General features: G+C 30.4%; 15 protein-coding genes. 12 read left to right on the forward strand and 3 right to left on the reverse strand.

What is annotated here, in order from left to right; translation table 11 throughout:
* Window positions 1-49: 49 nt before the first annotated feature.
* From lepB to pepV, 4 genes are all read left to right on the forward strand, one after another.
* On the forward strand, window positions 50-565 hold the full coding sequence (gene lepB, locus ACWJKE_RS15910; RefSeq protein ID WP_462958991.1) for a signal peptidase I: 516 nt from the start codon (window positions 50-52) through the stop codon (window positions 563-565).
* A 469-nt stretch (window positions 566-1,034) separates the two neighbouring features.
* Entirely contained in the window at window positions 1,035-2,987 is a 1,953-nt protein-coding gene (locus ACWJKE_RS15915) for an OPT family oligopeptide transporter (RefSeq protein ID WP_462958992.1), read from the forward strand.
* Window positions 2,988-3,090: 103 nt separating this feature from the next.
* Entirely contained in the window at window positions 3,091-3,444 is a 354-nt protein-coding gene (locus tag ACWJKE_RS15920; protein ID WP_462958993.1) for a PqqD family protein, read from the forward strand.
* A 99-nt stretch (window positions 3,445-3,543) separates the two neighbouring features.
* Entirely contained in the window at window positions 3,544-4,935 is a 1,392-nt protein-coding gene (pepV, locus tag ACWJKE_RS15925) for a dipeptidase PepV (protein WP_216302658.1), read from the forward strand.
* 356 nt (window positions 4,936-5,291) lie between these two features.
* On the opposite strand, the gene ACWJKE_RS15930 is transcribed toward pepV, so the two are convergent.
* Window positions 5,292-5,966, reverse strand: coding sequence for a hypothetical protein (locus ACWJKE_RS15930; RefSeq protein WP_462958994.1), 675 nt, complete (start codon window positions 5,964-5,966; stop codon window positions 5,292-5,294).
* Window positions 5,967-6,590: 624 nt separating this feature from the next.
* Between ACWJKE_RS15930 and ACWJKE_RS15935 the strand changes: the two genes are divergently transcribed.
* From ACWJKE_RS15935 to ACWJKE_RS15960, 6 genes are all read left to right on the forward strand, one after another.
* Window positions 6,591-6,887, forward strand: a complete 297-nt coding sequence (locus tag ACWJKE_RS15935) for a hypothetical protein (RefSeq protein WP_216302661.1) — start codon at window positions 6,591-6,593, stop codon at window positions 6,885-6,887.
* A 2-nt stretch (window positions 6,888-6,889) separates the two neighbouring features.
* Window positions 6,890-7,771: a hypothetical protein gene (locus tag ACWJKE_RS15940; protein WP_462958995.1), complete on the forward strand. Its 882-nt coding sequence runs from the start codon at window positions 6,890-6,892 to the stop codon at window positions 7,769-7,771.
* Between the two features lie 273 nt (window positions 7,772-8,044).
* Entirely contained in the window at window positions 8,045-8,479 is a 435-nt protein-coding gene (locus tag ACWJKE_RS15945) for a hypothetical protein (protein WP_462953571.1), read from the forward strand.
* 327 nt (window positions 8,480-8,806) lie between these two features.
* Window positions 8,807-9,895: a dipeptide epimerase gene (locus tag ACWJKE_RS15950; protein WP_462958996.1), complete on the forward strand. Its 1,089-nt coding sequence runs from the start codon at window positions 8,807-8,809 to the stop codon at window positions 9,893-9,895.
* A gap of 75 nt (window positions 9,896-9,970) precedes the next feature.
* Complete coding sequence (locus tag ACWJKE_RS15955; protein WP_216302672.1) at window positions 9,971-12,133, forward strand: HelD family protein; 2,163 nt, start codon at window positions 9,971-9,973, stop codon at window positions 12,131-12,133.
* Window positions 12,134-12,333: 200 nt separating this feature from the next.
* Window positions 12,334-13,752, forward strand: coding sequence for an IS1182 family transposase (locus tag ACWJKE_RS15960; protein WP_268064016.1), 1,419 nt, complete (start codon window positions 12,334-12,336; stop codon window positions 13,750-13,752).
* Window positions 13,753-13,834: 82 nt separating this feature from the next.
* Here ACWJKE_RS15960 and ACWJKE_RS15965 read toward each other — a convergent pair whose 3' ends face one another.
* Entirely contained in the window at window positions 13,835-14,200 is a 366-nt protein-coding gene (locus ACWJKE_RS15965) for a DUF4363 family protein (protein ID WP_462958997.1), read from the reverse strand.
* 20 nt (window positions 14,201-14,220) lie between these two features.
* Window positions 14,221-14,925: a DUF421 domain-containing protein gene (locus ACWJKE_RS15970; protein WP_220320104.1), complete on the reverse strand. Its 705-nt coding sequence runs from the start codon at window positions 14,923-14,925 to the stop codon at window positions 14,221-14,223.
* Between the two features lie 340 nt (window positions 14,926-15,265).
* Between ACWJKE_RS15970 and ACWJKE_RS15975 the strand changes: the two genes are divergently transcribed.
* Window positions 15,266-17,116: a sensor histidine kinase gene (locus tag ACWJKE_RS15975; RefSeq protein ID WP_216303918.1), complete on the forward strand. Its 1,851-nt coding sequence runs from the start codon at window positions 15,266-15,268 to the stop codon at window positions 17,114-17,116.
* Between the two features lie 82 nt (window positions 17,117-17,198).
* A complete protein-coding gene (locus ACWJKE_RS15980) occupies window positions 17,199-18,986 on the forward strand; it encodes a sigma-54-dependent Fis family transcriptional regulator (protein WP_462958998.1) in 1,788 nt (595 codons plus the stop codon).
* Window positions 18,987-19,033: the final 47 nt, after the last annotated feature.

A 19,033-nucleotide genomic window follows, 5' to 3' on the forward strand; every position in this document is an offset into this window, starting at 1 on the left:
TAAATATTGTGATAAGATATTAATGTGTTAGATTTCGGAGGAGATAATTATGGACTTTATTAAAAAAATATTTCAAGATTGGATAGTACCTATAGTAGTGGCCGTTATAATAGCATTTGTAATACGCAAGGTTGTTTTCTTTAATGTAACTGTTCCAACTGGATCTATGCTACCAACAATACATTTGAATGATAAAATTTTAGTAACAATAGTTCATAACAAAAATAATCTTAAACATGGAGATATAGTAGTATTTCATTCTGATGAATTGGGTGAAGATTTAATAAAGAGGCTTATTGGACTTCCAAATGATATAGTAGAAGTTAAAGAAGATGGATCTGTATATATAAATAATAAAAAAATAAATGAAAGTTATGTTGTATTTCCAGGTGGTAAAACAGGGAAATATAAAGTGCCAGCAGATAGTTATTTCTTTATGGGTGACAATAGAGTAGATTCTCTAGATGCAAGATATTGGGATAAACCTTTTATACCTAAAAAAGATATAATGGGTAAGGCAGGAATTATAATTAGTCCGTTTAGTAGATTTGGAAAATTAAAATAATAAAATAGCAGGATATAAATGCAAGTTTATATATCTGCTATTTTCATTTTTTGAAAATTAATTAGTTAGGAAGTTATAATATAGTCTAATAATTGAATTTAGCATCCCTCTAGCTTAAGGGTTTTGCAATAAAAAAACCATGGTAAAGCTTTACATTTCCTAACGATATATTCGATAAAAAAATACCAATATTCTTCTGTACTTCAAGATGTAATATAAATCTACATTAACTAAATATTTTAAAATGAATAAAAAAATTTGTACGGTTTCAAAAGCAATATTAAGAATAAAATTATAGTGATATATTAAGCTAAAACGAGCATTTTGTAGGGATTTAACTGAAAAATTATTGAAATAAGAAAATTTGGTTAAATACGATAAATTTTCATAATAGTTATTATTACAACATATGGTATTATGAATTATATTAATAGATGATTAACATATATAATCAAGAGGGGGATATATCATGGCGGAATCAAAAAAACTTTCTCATACAGCTTACGGTGGTATTAAAGGTGATGATTATTTACCATTTGTACCAGCGAGCCAAGCAATGCCAGAACTTACGGCAATATCCATAATAATGGGTATGTTATTTGCAATGATATTTGCGGCTGCAAACACTTATTTAGGACTTAAAGTAGGTATGACAATTTCAGCAGGTATTCCAGGAGCAATTTTGGCTACAGGAATACTTAAAGGTTTATTTAAAAGAAATAACATATTAGAGGCTAATATGGTATCTTCAATTGCTGCTATGGGAGAATCACTAGCAGGCGGAATTATATTTATACTTCCAGCAATTATACTTTGGGGTATGGAATTAAAACTCTCTACTATAATTGTTGTAACATTACTTGGAGGACTTTTAGGAGTGCTATTTGTTACACCTCTACGACGCTTCTTAATAGTAGAAGAACATGGTACCCTTATATATCCAGAAAGTATGGCAGCTGCTGAGGTTCTTGTAACTGGTAGTGAAGGTGGCTCAGGATTTAAGGCAGTATTGACAGGACTTGCAGGGGGAGCAATTTTTAAGCTATTCTCTGGTGGATTTAAATTTTGGGTCGAAGAAGCCGAATGGACGATAAAGCCTATGCAAGGAACATTATTTGGTGTTGATACGTTAGCATCTCTTGTAGGTGTTGGGTATATAGTCGGGGTTAGAGCATCACTTTATATGTTTGGGGGTTCTTTAATAGCATGGTTCGGACTTATGCCGCTAATAATGTATGTTGGACATGGTTTGCAAGCGCCATTATTTCCATCAGTAACAGTTATTAGTCAAATGGGAGCATGGGATATTTGGAAAAGTTATATAAAATATATAGGTGCTGGTGCGGTTGCAGCAGGTGGATTTATAAGTCTTGGAAAATCAGCTCCAACAATCATCAAATCTTTTAAATCAGCTATGTCTGGCATTGGAGCAGGTGGGGCGAATGCTCAAAAAAGATCCGACATTGATGCACCAATAAGTTGGGTTGTAGGCGCAGCAGTATTAGTATTCTTACTTTCATGGTTATTACCAATAATTAATGTTGGTATAGTTGGTGGAATACTTGCGGTTGTATTCTCATTCTTCTTCGCGGTTGTATCAGCTAGAATGGTTGGATTAATTGGGTGTTCAAATAACCCAGCTTCAGGTATGACTATAGCTACATTGTTAATTGTAACATCAATATTAAAGATTACAGGTAACGTTGGTGATAAAGGAATGATCGCAGCTGTTATTATAGGCGGTATAGTTTGTGTTGCTATCTGTGTTTCTGGTGGTACTGCACAAAGTTTAAAAACAACTTATGTAATCGGTGGTACACCAAAGAGTGTTCAGATTGGTATGTACTTAGGAATAGTTGCAGCTGCAGCGGTTGCTGGTGGAGTATTATTAATGCTTAATAGCACATATGTTATAGGGAGCAAAGATGTTGCTGCACCTCAAGCAGCATTAATGTCAATGGTTATCAAAGGTGTAATGACTGGTGAACTTCCATGGGCATTAGTATTTGTTGGAGTTACAATTGCAATATTCTGTGAAATGGCAGGAATTCCAATACTTCCAGTTGCACTTGGAATATATTTACCAATACATTTAAACTCAGCTATTCTTTGTGGTGGGATTATTAGAATATTAGTTGAAAAGAAATTCAAGAAAGACGAAGAAAAACAAAAGGTACAAGTGGAAAAAGGTATACTTCTTGCATCAGGGCTTGTTGCAGGAGATGCTTTAATGGGTATAGTTGTCGCAGGATTTGCAACGCTTCAGAATTTATATCCCAATATTGCTTGGTTAGATATAGGTTTTGGAGCAAGATTATTTCCACGTTTAGCTGCAAGCCCAGAATTCGCTACAATAATGTTCTTGGGATTAGGATTATGGATCTACATGTTTGCTACAAAAGTGGACAAAACTACTGTTTAATGTTAAAATTATACATGGTAAACAATATTTAACTTAATGAAAAATAAAGAAAAAATATAGTTAAGAGCCACTATGGCTCTTAACTTCTTTGTAGGAGAAATGTATGTTTAATAAAAAAAACAAAGAAAAATCACAGGAAAATTTTATGATTTACAGACCATTAAGAAAGATTGAACAATGGTCTGTAAGTGATAAAAAAGTAAAACTGTTTTTTAACCATAATAAACCAGTAGAAAAATTTGTGAGATGGCTCATAAAAAAACCAAAAGTTAATGATATAGAGCTTGATGAAATGGGTTCTATGGTTTGGCAACTTTGTGATGGCACTAAAACTGTTTATGATATAGCTTTAGCTCTGGCTCAAAAATTTGATGATACTGAGCAGAATGCTATTAATAGGTTAATTATGTTTCTAAGGTATTTATCTCAAAAAGGATGGATTACCTTTGAAAAATAATAATAAATAATATGATATCTTAACTAAGCTACGAATGTAGATAAAGCTACGAATGTAGATAAAGCTGCGGACGTAGACTATAAGTGGGGGGGAACGAATATGGAATTAAATAAATTAATTGACGTTATGAAAGAGGATATTGTTAAGTCTACTCAAGAAATAATAAGAATTAAGAGTGTAGAAGGTGAAGCTAAGCCAGGAATGCCTTTTGGCGATGGAGTAGCTAAATCACTAGAATGTGCTTTAAACACTGCAAAGAATTTAGGCTTTCATACAGTTAACTTAGATGGTTATGTTGGATATGCAGAATATGGACAAGGTGAAGATTATGTTGTAGCATTAGGTCACTTAGATGTAGTTCCTGAAGGTGAAGGATGGATTCATCCACCATATGCTGCAGAAATTCATGATGGAAAAATGTACGGACGTGGAACTACAGATGATAAAGGACCAATAATGGCAACACTTTATGGATTAAAAGCTATTAAAGATGCGAAATTGCCTATATCTAAAAGAATTAGAGTTCTATTTGGAACTAATGAAGAAACCGGAAGCAAGGAACTTGAATATTACTTAGAAAAAGAAAAAGCACCAGTTGCTGGATTTACTCCAGATGCAGAGTATCCAATAATCAATGGAGAAAAAGGTATAACTATTTTTAACATTGTAAAAGATTTTAAGATCAAGAATAAGGGTGAAAACTTTATAAAATATATTAAGGGTGGTCAAGTATCTAACATAGTACCTGATTATTGTGAGGCAGGAATCGTGGCTACTAACGCACAAAGCATTGTTAAAGCGTTGGAGATTTTTATAAAAGATAATAATTACAAGCTTTCTGCAGTAGTTAATAAAGATATGGTAATAATTAAATCTATAGGCGAAGCAGCTCATGGAAGTTTACCGGAACTTGGTAAAAATGCTATAATGCAATTATTTGCTTTCGTTGGAACATTAGACCTTGGATCGAATGATGCGTCAGAATTTGTAGGGTTTTTAAATGAAAACATAGGTATGGAAACACACGGAGAGTCTTTTGGTGTTTGCCTTGAAGATGAGAATTCAGGTAAGTTATCATTTAATGTTGGAGTTGTAGATATGAATGAAAATTCAGCTACAATGACTTTAAATTTAAGATATCCTGTAACAAAGAAATTAGAGGATATGATGACTCCATTTAATAGTAAAATTGATGGAACTGGAATAAGGGTAGAAAAGTTTGAACATCAAGAACCATTATATTTTTCACCAAATAGTCCAATTATTAAGGCACTTCAAAAGGTTTATGCTGAGCAGACTGGAAAAGAAGCTAAATTGCTATCCATAGGTGGAGGCACTTATGCTAAAGAAATGCCTAATACTGTAGCCTTTGGACCAATGTTCCCAGGGGAACCAGATACTATTCATAAAAAAAATGAATATATCACAATAGACAATTTAATTACGAATGCTAAGATATATGCTCATGCACTATATGAACTTGCAAAGTAAACAATTTTAGACATACATCCTAGAAGCAAGATGCATGTTTAAATAGAAGTAAAAAATAAGATTCATGTCTGTAAGGGGTTAATAACTGTCAAATTGACTAGTTATTAACCCTTTAGTTATCCACAATATATATACATACTCCCATCATTGTAAAAAATAATATAAATTGCCTACTTTATTTATATTGTTAGGTCCTAAAGTAAAAAGTTTATATTATAAGAAATTTATTAAAAAAACATAAAATATTATTAATAAATCTAAAGTTTTGTATTAATAGTACAAAACTTTATTAGATCAAGTTCTTAAAAAGTCAACGATTATAGTTTTGTACAAATTTGATTAGGCAAAACATAATTTTATTTTTTTAGTGGATTACTACCTAATTCATGATTATTATATTTGTCCTTGTTTTTAATTATTAAATAAAACTTATGAAATCCTGAGCATGGGAGTATTAGTAAATAAGCCATTACTAATTGAGAAATTGCAAAACGGATATTGTTAAATTCTATTTGTTTTGATAAAATTATTCCAAGTGAAATACAGAAGGAAGAAAATATTCCTACAAATGCCTTATTAATATGTTTTTTGCTATAACCATTTTTTAACTTATTTTTTATATTAAATATTATAGCAGTAATAATAAGTATATATATTAATAAACTTATTATTACAATTAAATAAGATATAGGGCTATTTAATTCATGTAGGAAGACCAAGGAAGAAATAAAGAAATTAAAAATTGAAGTTCCTGTAAAAGCGATAGCTGTATATAACCAAATTATTTTGTTAAATCGCTTGGGAAAAATATAAAAAATTAATGAACCTAAATCGAAAATAGAAATAATGGCAATTAATAAAGTTAATATAGAATTTGGTATAGGCATATTTAATATAGAATCTTTATAATAGGATAATTCACTGTAATTTAAAATGTTTACAATGAGAACAAGACCCCAAATAAATTTTCTTATAGCCTGTTTATCTGGTATTTGCGTATAGTTTTCAAGAAATTCATTATTATTTTTCACTAAACATACATTCCTTTCATAATCATGTGAATTATAGGTTACTTAAGAGATCTTCTCCTTTCTTCAGAAAATGCTATTTTTAAGGTATGTTATATTACTAAAGTTTTATTGAGGTAATTAATTTATTTTTATGTACACCTAATTTCCTATAAATTACTTATATTTTAATTATTATAACATACTCTTCATCAAAATAATTCTAACCCGTAGAACTATTGGTTTGGTTTGTGATGCCAATATAAAGAGTTAGACCAATGGGTAAGAAGAAGTATACGCCTCTGTGTTTATGCATATTTAATATAAAGATAAACCCCTAGAAAATCTAGGGCTAATCAGTATAACCAAATATTATATTGGTGCTTATATTACTTATAGAACCGCTGTGTACCGTTGAGTTAAAACATCTCCTGCGGAGCCGCTATAAAATAAGGAATGAAAGTATAATAATGCATAAATTGTATAATAATATTGACTTTGAAAATTTTTCTGTTACACTAAGCTTGTAGAATACAAGTGTAGACAATTATGATTTTTAGTTCTTACAGTTGGTGTTAACAATGAAAGATTTACCTAAAATATCAGATTCAGAATGGCTGGTAATGAAGGTTGCTACTCTTATTAAAATTGCTTATTCCTTATAATATACAAGCAGATTTAAGTTTGTATATTATAAGGAATATTGCCATGCCAAATATTACGCTAAGAATTTTACCAGAATATACTATAATCAATGCTAAAGTTATTGACAATACATCATTTAGTAATGTTTCAGAAACTTTTAAAACACAAAAACCTATTATTAAATCAAATAATAATATTTATTTAACACCTATATCAATATTATTAATTGTTTGGGATGTTGGATCAATAGCTATATTATTTTATGTTTTAATAATAAATCTACAATTAAAAGGAGAATAGATATGATTGAATTATTTAAAAAAAAATTAGTTAGAGGGTCTATAATAGTTATTGTATTCATTATTTTAGTCGGAACTTTTTATATAACAGGTAAAAAACAACCAAATAAAAATAATACTACCACAAATAAAAACACCACGGGCACAAAGATTGCTAGTAATACTGCACCTAGTACAAAGTCATCATCTAGTGAAAAAGCTGCAAATACAAAACCATCAGTTACTTCACAGGATGCATCACCGCAGCAACCACAGCAATCTGAAGAAGTACAAGATTCAAAGTCACAGCCTTCTTCTGAAGAAACTGTTTCTCCAGAAAAAACAACGCCTTCTGAAAAAACAGTTTGTTCAAATCAAATGGCACCTTCTGAAAAAGCAGTTTCCTCAAAACAAACAGTACCTTCTGAAAAGACTGTTTCTTCAAAACAAACGGTTCCTTCAACCAAAACAGTGCCTTCTGAAAAAACAGTTTCTTCAAAACAAACAGCACCTTCTGAAGAAACAGTGCCTTCACCAAAAAAAATTATCTCAGCATCACCACAAGAATATGTCAGTAATAATTTGGGCTTTTCTGTTGCTTTTCCAGCGTCTTGGGAAAATAAGTATACGGTTGAAGAAGATAATAATGGGTTGGTCGTAAAATTTAAGCCGGTTAATCCTATAGCCGGAGGTATGCTCTTTGAAATTGTAAAAAAATCACCCGATTTTGATGAAAGTATGTCGGATGGTATAGGTAAAAGATATATTACTGCAAGGGGAGTTACTTATATTATAGGTGGTCCTATGGATGTAGGGTTCCCACCTGATCACCCTGAGTACGTTAATTATAAAAAACTTTCTAAAGAGCTTTCATCGGTTGTAAGCACTATTAAAAATATAGACTAATTTTTATTATACCAATTTGTTGTAGTTCGTTTTCGGAAGGTAAATTATATTTTTTAGGAAAGCAAAGATAGAGAAGAAATGTTAAATGCGACTATCGGAAACTATCCAAAGAAGAATATCTTCATTATAAAATGAGATGTTTTCTATTATCGAAAATACAAATGTATTTAGATCTGTATACATAAAAGATGAATGGAAATTTATTGATACGACTGGTAAAGTGATTGTTAAATAATCTCCTGCGGAGCTGAATTATTGAATTAAATCAAGAAGGTGAATTATATTAAGAAGAATATTTCAAAAGTTTTAAAACAGATTATTATAACTCAAATAATAAGTATTATTTTTGCTATTGCTGGAGGAGTATATTTACAATGTGATTGGACGTTTAAGAATGGTACAATACTAGTTTTGGGGATTGGTTTATTAACATTATTTTATATAATTATAATGGCATTTTTTATAAAGGCAAATTGGGTAAATATACTATTAGTTACTGTTCCTTATTATTTAGTTTATTCTCCTATAATCACATTTGAAGTGCCAAATTTTTTCAACACTCAGTCCGATCCAAATGATTTTGGTGCTGGACTTTTGGGGCTAGGGATGATAGCGTGCGTGTATATAAGTGTAGTAATGGCAAGTATAATTGGCACTGCACTCCGAGTAGCTTATGATGTCCGAATGAAAGATGATTATAAGCAATAAAAAAATAGTTCACAGTCTCATACAGGTCGTCGTAAGAAAAACCCATATCAATTATAGATATGGGTTTTTGCTATATTACTATTTTGAATATAACATAAAAGTAATTGAGGGCTTATATGATAGTATAGAAGTAAATAAAAATAGAATAACTTTAAGGGTTAAATTGTATAAAAATAATTAGTAAAGAATTTTATAAAAGTAATAGAATTAAAGTAGATATAGAGGTATAATGAAATATTGTACTGTTAAGAATTTACTTCTTATTGTATAAATAGGTTAAGTAAGTTAAATACTATTAAAATATTAAACGTTTAGTGGGGGATAATTATGAAAATACAAGATATTAGGATAGGTAAAATTAATACTCCTTTGAGACAACCATATAAAGTAGGGAAGAGACTTCTTAATTTTTCTGATGAAATAGTTATAAAAATGGTTACAGATACAGGAGAAATAGGATATGGTAGTGCAGCCCCAACACCTTTAATAACTGGGGAAACCCAGAGTTCAATTATTGGAGCAATAGAGTATATTAAACCTGAAATTATAGGTTTAGATATTGATAATATTGAAGAAATTATGAAAGTAATTCATAGTTCTATGCACGGAAATAATAGTGCTAAGGCAGCTATTGATGTTGCTATATATGATTTACTTTGCAAAAAATATGGAGTGCCACTTTACAAATTTTTGGGTGGATATAAAACTTCATTAACTACAGATATTACAATAGCAAATGATACAGTGGAAAAAATGGTGACAAAATCATTAGAAGCTGTAATAAATGGTTATACATATTTAAAAGTGAAAATTGGAAATGATATGGCTCGTGATATAGAGAGAGTAAAAGCAGTAAGAAAAGCGGTAAGGCGTGGAATAAAAATAAGAGTAGATGCTAACCAAGGGTGGAGGCCAAAGGAAGCTGTAAGTACTATTAGAAAGTTCGAAGATATGGGGTTAGATATTGAGTTTGTTGAGCAACCAGTTAATGCTTGGGATATAGATGGACTAAAATATGTAACAGATAATGTGGAAACAAAAATTCTTGCAGATGAAGCAGTTTTTGGTCCATCAGATGCCTTTAAGATCATTGAAAAAAGAGCGGCAGACCTCATAAGCATAAAGCTTATGAAATGCGGTGGTATAAATAATGCAATAAAGATGTATAATATGGCAGAAAATATGGGTATAAGATGTATGATGGGATGCATGCTAGAAAGTAGAATAGGCATTACAGCAGCAACGAGTTTTGCAGCGTCAAAATCCAATATGATTAAAGCTGATCTAGATACTATGTTGCTATTTGAACATGATTCAATAGTTGGTGGTGCATGTATTACAGGGAATACGATAACTATTAATGATTCTCCAGGTCTTGGGATTATAGATATAATTGGATGGAATGAAATTTTTTAAATATACGAATGCGAATTGTACGAAAAAATATAATCGTTAAAGGGGGTGGTAGTTTTGAATAATAATAAATATGATATGGATGCTAGTTTAATAGAAGTTGAATTAAAGAAACAATTAGAATTTAATATAGAAGAAGAAAAATTAAATGGCATTATTAAAATCATTAGTGAAGAAATTCTAAAATATATTCAAAAGAGAATGGAAATCACAAAATATATTTTAGAATATAGGAAAAAAGTAATTGAAGATTATAGAGATGATGAAGATATGGTAATAGAATATTTTGATCATGAGGTATATGTAAAGGAAGAAGCATTTAAAACTATTGATAGAAGAGTAATGGAGTTAACTGAGCTTAAGAGCTCTCCTTATTTTGGAAGAGTTGATTTTTCTGAAGAAGACTATGGTATTAATAAAATGTATGTAGGAAGGTTTGGAGTTACTCCAGAAAATACTTATGAACCTTTAGTAGTAGACTGGAGAGCTCCCGTTGCATCTTTATTTTACACCGGGGCTTTAGGGGAAGCTTTTTATGATGCTCCTAAGGAAAAGATACTAGTAAACATTTTAGCTAAGAGGCAATTTATTATTAAAAAAGAAAAGCTTAAAGGCATGTTCGACTCAGCGCTAGATGTAAAAGATGAGATACTTCAAATGGTGCTTAGTAGCAATGCGTCAGAAAAGCTGAAAGATATAATAATGACAATACAAAAGGAACAGGATGATTTAATAAGGCAACCAAGAACCAAAACTATTGTAGTGGATGGCGTTGCTGGTAGTGGAAAAACTACTATTGCTCTTCATAGGGTAGCATATTTGCTTTATAATTATAGAAAAATACTCCAAGACAAGGTTCTAATATTAGGGCCAAATAATGTATTTATGGAATATATATCTTTAGTGCTACCAAGCCTTGGAGAATCGGGAGTTAAGCAAACAACATTTAGAGACTTTGCCTTTGACATTTTAGGTCCTATGGAAGTAATGAGTCTAAAAGAGTACATGGAAAAAGTACTTAGTGGAGAAAAAGAATTTGCTAGAGATATTATGTATAAAAATTCTACAGAGTATAAAAACTTTCTTGACGCCTCAGTAGAAAAATTAGATAACGAATACTTTAAAATAGAAGATTTATTATATATGAATGAGATAGTATTATCTAAAAAAGAAATAATGGAAATGTTTTATAATCACTATAAAACTATGCCTTTATTCAGAAGAAGTAAGAAAATTAAAAGAATTATTTATTCTAAGATTAGAGACGCTAGAGATGAAAAAGTTAGATTTATACAAAAAGAATATGAAAAAAGTGTGGTAGAGTTACCTGAGGAAGAAAAGGATTTTAAAATAAATGATTTAGATTTTAATAGAAGACTCAAAATTAGAGAAGTAATTAAAGAGATATTAGCAGTAAAAAGAAACCTTACTTGGATTGAAAATGGAAACTGTGTTGATTTATACAACAAAATAAATGGATATAAAGCATTAACAGAAAATGATTTAGGTGGTATCTTATATTTTAAAATTAAGCTAGAAGGGATCAAGATTTCTGAGGAAATAAAGCATGTAGTAATAGATGAAGCTCAGGATTATAATGAACTTCAATTCATGGTAATAAAGGAATTAACAAAGTGTTCTTCTTTAACGATAGTTGGAGATAGCAATCAGAGACTGATTCCATATGACGGGAAGCTACCTATGCATGATATAAAGAATATACTTCCAGGGTGTAATACTCAGGAGTTTAGACTAAGTACCAGCTATAGATCTACAGTGGAAATTATGGAGTATGCTAATAAATATTTGCATGCAGATCCTATTGTTCCCGTAGTACGTAATGGTGAAGTGGTAAAAGAGAAATTAATTTCTGATAAGGATGAACTTAAAAGTTTTATGAACCAAAAAATTTCTGAGTTCAAAAGTAAGACTTATGAAAATATTGCGATTATCTGTAAAGATATAAGTGAAACAGAAAAAATCTTTGATTTAATTAACAAGGATGCTAATGTTAAGATTATAAATAAAGAAAACGCAGTGTATCATAGCGGAATTGTTGTGATTCCATCATATTTTGCTAAGGGACTTGAGTTTGATGCAGTTATCATGATATTAGATGAGCCTTGTGGACTTAAAACAGAAGGTTTGCAGGGGGAATATAAGCAAGAGGATAAACTTAGGTATGTAATGGCAACTAGAGCATTACACGAACTTCATGTGGTTTTGAAAAGTTCATTCTAAATTTTAAAAAGAAAAAAATAATAAACTAACAAAAATAATACCTAGGTCACTAGGTATTATTTTCAGACCGTTGACAAACATAAAATGTAAAACACTCTAATTTAAAATTGGAGTGTTTTTTTTTATATTCAAAAAGGATTTTAGGACATCAATGTCGAATATATATAGTATACAAACTTTATAATTCGGAGGGCATTATTATGATTAATGAAAAGAATTTTACACAACAAAAACTAGAAATGGTGTATTTAGAAGATTTAGTTCCTAAAGACCATATTCTGAGAAATATAGATAAATACATGGATTTCTCTTTTATAAGAGAACTGACTAAAAAATATTACTGCTTAGATAATGGAAGACCTGGCGTAGATCCTATTATACTTTTTAAAATGCTGTTTATTGGGTACTTATTTGGAATAAAATCTGAACGACAACTTGTAAAGGACATTGAAGTAAATGTGGCTTATAGATGGTTTCTAGGACTAAGTCTTACTGATCCTATTCCAGATCATTCAACAATTAGCCAAAATAGACGTAGACGGTTTAAAGGTACAGATGTGTTTCAAAAAATATTTGACGAAGTAGTATTTAAGGCTATAAATCTTAAGATGGTAACCGGTAAAATACTTTACACAGACTCTACACACCTAAAAGCAAATGCTAATAAGCGAAAGCTTGTGAAAATTGAAGTTGAAAAAACGCCGAAAGAATATGTAGCTGAACTTAATAAAGCAGTGGAAGAAGATAGAATAAACCATGGTAAAAAACCTTTAAAGGAAAAAGAACCTGTTACCAAAATAAAAGAAACTAAAGTTAGCACAACCGACCCCGACAGTGGATATATGATGAGAGATGGCAAGCCGGAAGGCTTCTCATATTTAGATCACAGAACTGTCGATAGCAGACATAATATAATTACTGATGTGTATGTTACTCCTGGAAACATAAATGATGTTGATCCTTATATCGATAGATTAGATGTGCAAATAAAAAAGTTTAATTTTAATACAAAATATGTTGGTGCAGATGCTGGTTATGCTACAAATCTTATATGTAAAGAACTATATGAGAGGGAATTAAAATCTGTAATGGGATACCGTAGGTCTCCACATACAAAAGGAATGTACACAAAAAATAAATTCCAATATGTTAAAGAGCAGGACATTTACGTATGCCCTGACTTAAGGGCTTTACATTATAAAACGACAACAAGAGAAGGATATAAAGAATATGTTGGTAATGCAAAATATTGCGAGATATGTCCAAATAGAGCTCAATGCTTTTCTGCAAAAAGCAAGTTTAAAACTATTAGAAGACATGTTTGGGAAACGTATAAAGAAGATGTTGTAAAGTTCACCAGAACAGATAAAGGCAGAAATATATATAGAAGAAGAAAAGAAACTATAGAGCGAAGCTTCGCAGATTCAAAACAACTGCATGGGCTTCGCTATTGCCATATGCGTGGATTAGAAAATGTGCAAGAGCAGTGTCTGCTTACAGCAGCAGTGCAGAATATGAAAAAGATAGCTAGCCTGCTATCTTTACTGTTTTTTGATTTTCTAACTAAGAAGATAGTTGTTATTTTACATTTATCCATAACTCAAAATGCTATCGCATAATTGCATGTAAAAAGCCCAGTATAATAAAAAAATTATACTGGGTTTGTAAACAACCTGAAAATAATACCTAGGTCACTAGGTATTATTTTGTTAGTTCATCCCAATTTTCAATAATTTGATTTAATTCAATCAAGGTACTAGCTTTATCCTCACTGGCTATTGAACCGCGAAGACTGGCGATGTTTAAACTTATATTATATAGTTCATCTCGTTCAACGCTAAATTGAATGCGAGGTATGATTTTTTTCCAGGCAGTATCAATACTGACGATATCTTGCTCAAGCATATCCCACTTTTCAGATTTTGCATGTTCTATAGATAGCTCAACAAAAGAAACTACGTCTTCTGAAGGAGTGCGAGGCTTTTTTAAATAATTACCTCCTAACATTATTAGTACGAAAATTGTTAAAGTAACTATTGGTATAGCATATGATATAAATTTTTTCATAGTTTAAGCCCCTTTATCTACTATTTATTATTTTCTTCTATATCATCTTTATAAAGATCTATATGTAAACCGGTTGTTGCGTTATAGATAGCTAAAAATACTTCGGAAGCATCATTAATACCTTTCTTTTTTAGTTTAGTCATTAGCCATTTTTCATTTCTATTAATTTTATCTAAGTTATCTTGCAAAATAGATCCATCGTAAATTATTTCAAAATCAATACTAGCAGGGGTAGTTTTAACTTTTAAATCATTTGCTGTAACAGTATCACATTGAGTTTTTTTTAAGATAGACAATTGTCCATCTTTTTCGAGTATTGCATAAGCTACGTCGCTTAAGTCAAAAACACCTTTATCTCTTAACTGTGATAAAAGGTCACCTATGGTGTAACGAAATTTTTTCATGGATTTCTCAAGTACTTTTCCGTTTATAATAATAATGGTAGGTTCACCATCTAGGTATTTTTCAGCAGTCTTTGAGTTAACAGTTATTAATTGCAAAACAAGACATAACACAGTCCAAGTAAGTAAGCCTACCCAATGAGGCCATGCCCTACTAGTTAAATCTGTAGTTAGAGTGGAGGCAGTGGAGCCTATAGTTATGCCTACAACATAATCAAAAAAAGTTAGTTGACTAATCTGCTGCTTTCCAAGAACACGAGTAAATATTAATAAGGTAAAAAATCCGATGATTCCTCTCGCTAGTACTATTAGACCTTCATTCATGAATACCATCTCCTTTCAATGATAGTATATCCATATTTTAGATTAATATTTATATGTATTTTATTGAAATTTATGTTTAGATTAGAGGAGGTTTGTGGTATTTTGCATTCTATGTAGAAAATTGACATAATTTAAAACATGAAAATTGATGCTAAAATGATTGGAGAAAGATATAATAATATTAGAAATAAAGTGAATTTAGGCGATATATGTATTAAAATGTAAAAGCTGAAGAATCAAAATGCTTTAGGGGAAAATAAGAACTTAAAAAGGTTATAAGGATCAGTGATGATCCTTATATTGCTGTTAAATATAAATGCTTTAATTGGATGTGAAAAACATGAGTAATATTGACGGAGGCAGAAAAAAAGAAATAAATGATATTATATCTATTGTTAAATTAATTTCCTTATTATTTTGTGGAATTGTAATATACAATGAACTTCTTATATCAAATAATGAGATTCTTCAAAACTCAAGTGGGTATATTAATATAATTCCAACCGCACTACTATCAGTAAGCAGTATATGTATTTATTGGTTATGGTCATTTTTTTCTATAAGAAGATTTAAATGTAAATATGTAAAGTTAATACAAATTATTGAGAACTTAGTTTTTATTATGATTTTTTCAATTACAATTATTTTATCGAATAATTGTACTAGTCAATATAAATTATTGTTCCTATTTATAATTGTTACTTCCACATTAGAATTAGGTATGAAAAATGGTGTTACTACGGCTGTTATTTCATCAGGGATAATACTAGTTATAGATTTGATTTATGCACCGTATACTAGTGTTAATTTATATTTTCAAAATGATTTAATTATGGCAGCAGTATTTATTTTAACTGCATGGCCATTAGGTCATTACGTAGAAATTGAAAAAGAAAATTCATACAGAAAAAATTTACAACTTCAAGCACTTAATGATGAATTAAAGGACACGGATAATCAACGTATATATATAGAAAAAATATTATTGAAAAATGAAGATTGCCATAGCTTACTTATTGAAAATTCAAGAGAAGCTATATTTGTTCATAGAAATGATAAAGTGATTTTTGTGAATGAAAGTGCTATAAAATTAGTGGGCTTAAATACCCAAGATGAATTAATTGGGAGACTTATCTTAGACTTTATGGATATAGATGAGAGTGAAAATATTAAAGAGAAGTTTGATGAAATATACAATAAGCAAAGCACACTTGTAAATTTTGAAGGAAAAATATTTAAGCAGGATGGTAAAGTTGCTAATGTGCAAAATACCTCTACTTATTTTACATATGCAGGACAACCCGTGATATTAAGTATAATACGTGATATTACTCCTGAAAAGCAGGTTGAAAAACTGCAATTGGACATAGAAAAAAATCTTCAATTATTAAATGAAACTATTAAATTGAATAAATTGATTACAGAGGTATTTACAAATATCTCTCATGAATTAAAGACTCCCTTAAATGTTATATATTCGGCTATTCAGGTATTGAGTATATATAACAATACAGAAGAATTTTGGGAGAAAAAAGATGAATATCTAGTTGTAATGAAACAAAATTGTTTCAGGCTTATGAGGTTAATTAATAATTTTTTAGACATTACGAAAGTAGATTCAGGGTTACTTAAACCAAACATGGTAGAGGTTAACATCGTAAGCGTGATTGAAAATATAGCTTTATCTGCTGCGTCCTACGTGGAAAGTAAGCAAATTCAACTTACTTTTGATACAGATGTAGAAGAAAAGATAATGACCTTTGATCCGGATAAAATAGAGAAGATTATGCTTAATGTACTATCTAACTCCATTAAATATACTGATTGTGGTGGTAAAATTTTAGTGGCATTGACTGATAAGGAAGATAGTATTCTCATTTCTGTAAAGGATACAGGTATAGGTATACCAGAGGACAAGTTAAAATTTGTATTTGAGAGATTTGCACAAATAGATAAAACATTAAAACGTCCTTGTGAAGGGGCAGGTATAGGATTGTCCCTTGTAAGATCTTTTGTAAAAATGCATGAAGGAAGCATTGAAATAAAAAGTGAGATTAACATAGGAAGTGAGGCTATAATTAAACTTCCAACAAAAACATTAACAAAGCATTATGTAGATGATGAATTTCAGTATAAAACTAGTACAGAAAGAATAAATATAGAATTTTCTGATATATATTCAGATGTTTAACGACATTTCAGCGACCCAGGAGATTATTTAACTATGGTATAATAAATTCAGATTTATGTAAAAAATTAAAAGGATGATAAGTATGGATTTGATAAAAATAGTTTCAAATGTTCAGAAGATTTCTGAGGCGATATCAAGTGTCATAGGAGTAGATGTGACGGTTGTAGATAATAATTATAATAGAATAGCAGGGACAGGAAGGTATAGAAATTGTATCGGAGAAAAAGTAAATGAAAAATCTGTTTTTGGGTTTGCGCTGACGCAGGGAGAAAGCTTCGTTATTGAAAATCCTAGAAAACATTTTGCATGCTTAAAGTGTGATAATACTTACAGTTGCAAGGAGTTTGCCGAGGTTTGTTGCCCAATTCATGTTGGTAATGATACTATTGGAGTTATTGGGCTTATTGCGTTTAAGGAAGAACAAAGGGATGCTATTATAAATAATCAAGTAAACCTAATGAACTTTTTAAATAGAATGGCGGATTTAATATCCTCAAAGCTATTAGAACAGGAAAATACAGAGAAAATAAAGCTTTTGGCAGGGGAACTTGAGATAGTTCTTGACGCTGTAGATAAAGGAATTATAGCAGCGGACCACGCAGGAAATATTCTTCATTATAACACCAAAGCATTAGAGCTATTTAGACTTCATGGAAACCAAATTTTAAATACAAATATAAAAAATCTTATTGGTGACTTAGATTTCAATAAACTTATCGAAAAACATAAGAATTTAAAGAATAAAGACTTTACTTATAATGGTAGTAGTCATCATTTCAGAGGAGTACTTGATGCGAAGCCTATTAGTATCGGTGATAAAAACTTTGGTATAGTATGCTCTTTTAGTAATATATCCGATTTATTAAAAACAGTAAATAATATTACCACAGGGACTATGGTTACGTCTTTTGACAGCATTATAGGTAGTAGTTACTGCTTAGAACAAGTTAAATTAGAGGCGGAAAAAGCAGCGAAATCTACTTCTACAGTACTTATTCAGGGAGAAAGTGGAACTGGAAAAGAGCTATTTGCACGGGCTGTTCATTTTTATAGTAATAGAGCGAAAGGGCCGTTTATTACAATAAATTGCGCGGCTATTCCAGAACAACTGCTAGAAAGTGAGTTTTTTGGGTATGAAGATGGGGCTTTTACAGGAGCGCGAAGGGGTGGCAAGGCAGGGAAATTTGAATTAGCAAATAAGGGAACAATATTTTTGGATGAAATTGGAGACATGGCTATTCATCTTCAAACTAAACTTTTAAGGGTAGTACAGGAATACGTTATCGAAAAAATTGGTGGAAAAGAATCCATTCCTATAGATGTAAGAATAATTGCGGCTACCAATAAAGATTTAGAAAAAAAAGTATTAGAAGGAGAGTTCAGGCAAGATTTATTTTATAGATTAAATGTAATTCCACTTAATATACCTCCTTTAAGAGATAGAAAAGATGATATAATAGTTCTTGTGGATTATCTTTTAGACAAATGTAATTCTAAGCTAGAAAAGCATATAAATAAAATAGATGATGATTCTTTAGAAATTTTTATGAATTATAAGTGGCCTGGCAATGTACGTGAACTTGAAAATACCATAGAATATGCTGTAAATATGTGCAGTGGTAGTGTTATAAAATGTATGGATCTGCCGAAGAGGTTGAAAGGTTGCGAGAGCACTTTAAAGTCGAATAAGAATGTAGAGATTATACCTATTAAGGAATTAGAAAAAAAAGAAATTGAAAAAGCTCTAGAGTATTTTGGACATAGTAAACAGTCAATTACAAAGGCTGCTGAGGCTTTAGAATTAAGTAGAGCAACTTTATATAGAAAAATAAAAGAATATGGGATCAAATCATCTTCTTCGAAGCTATAAATCATCTTTTTCAAAGCTGTAAATCATTAATCAGTATCAAAATGAGA

This window comes from Clostridium sp. CM036 (genome assembly GCF_055081135.1).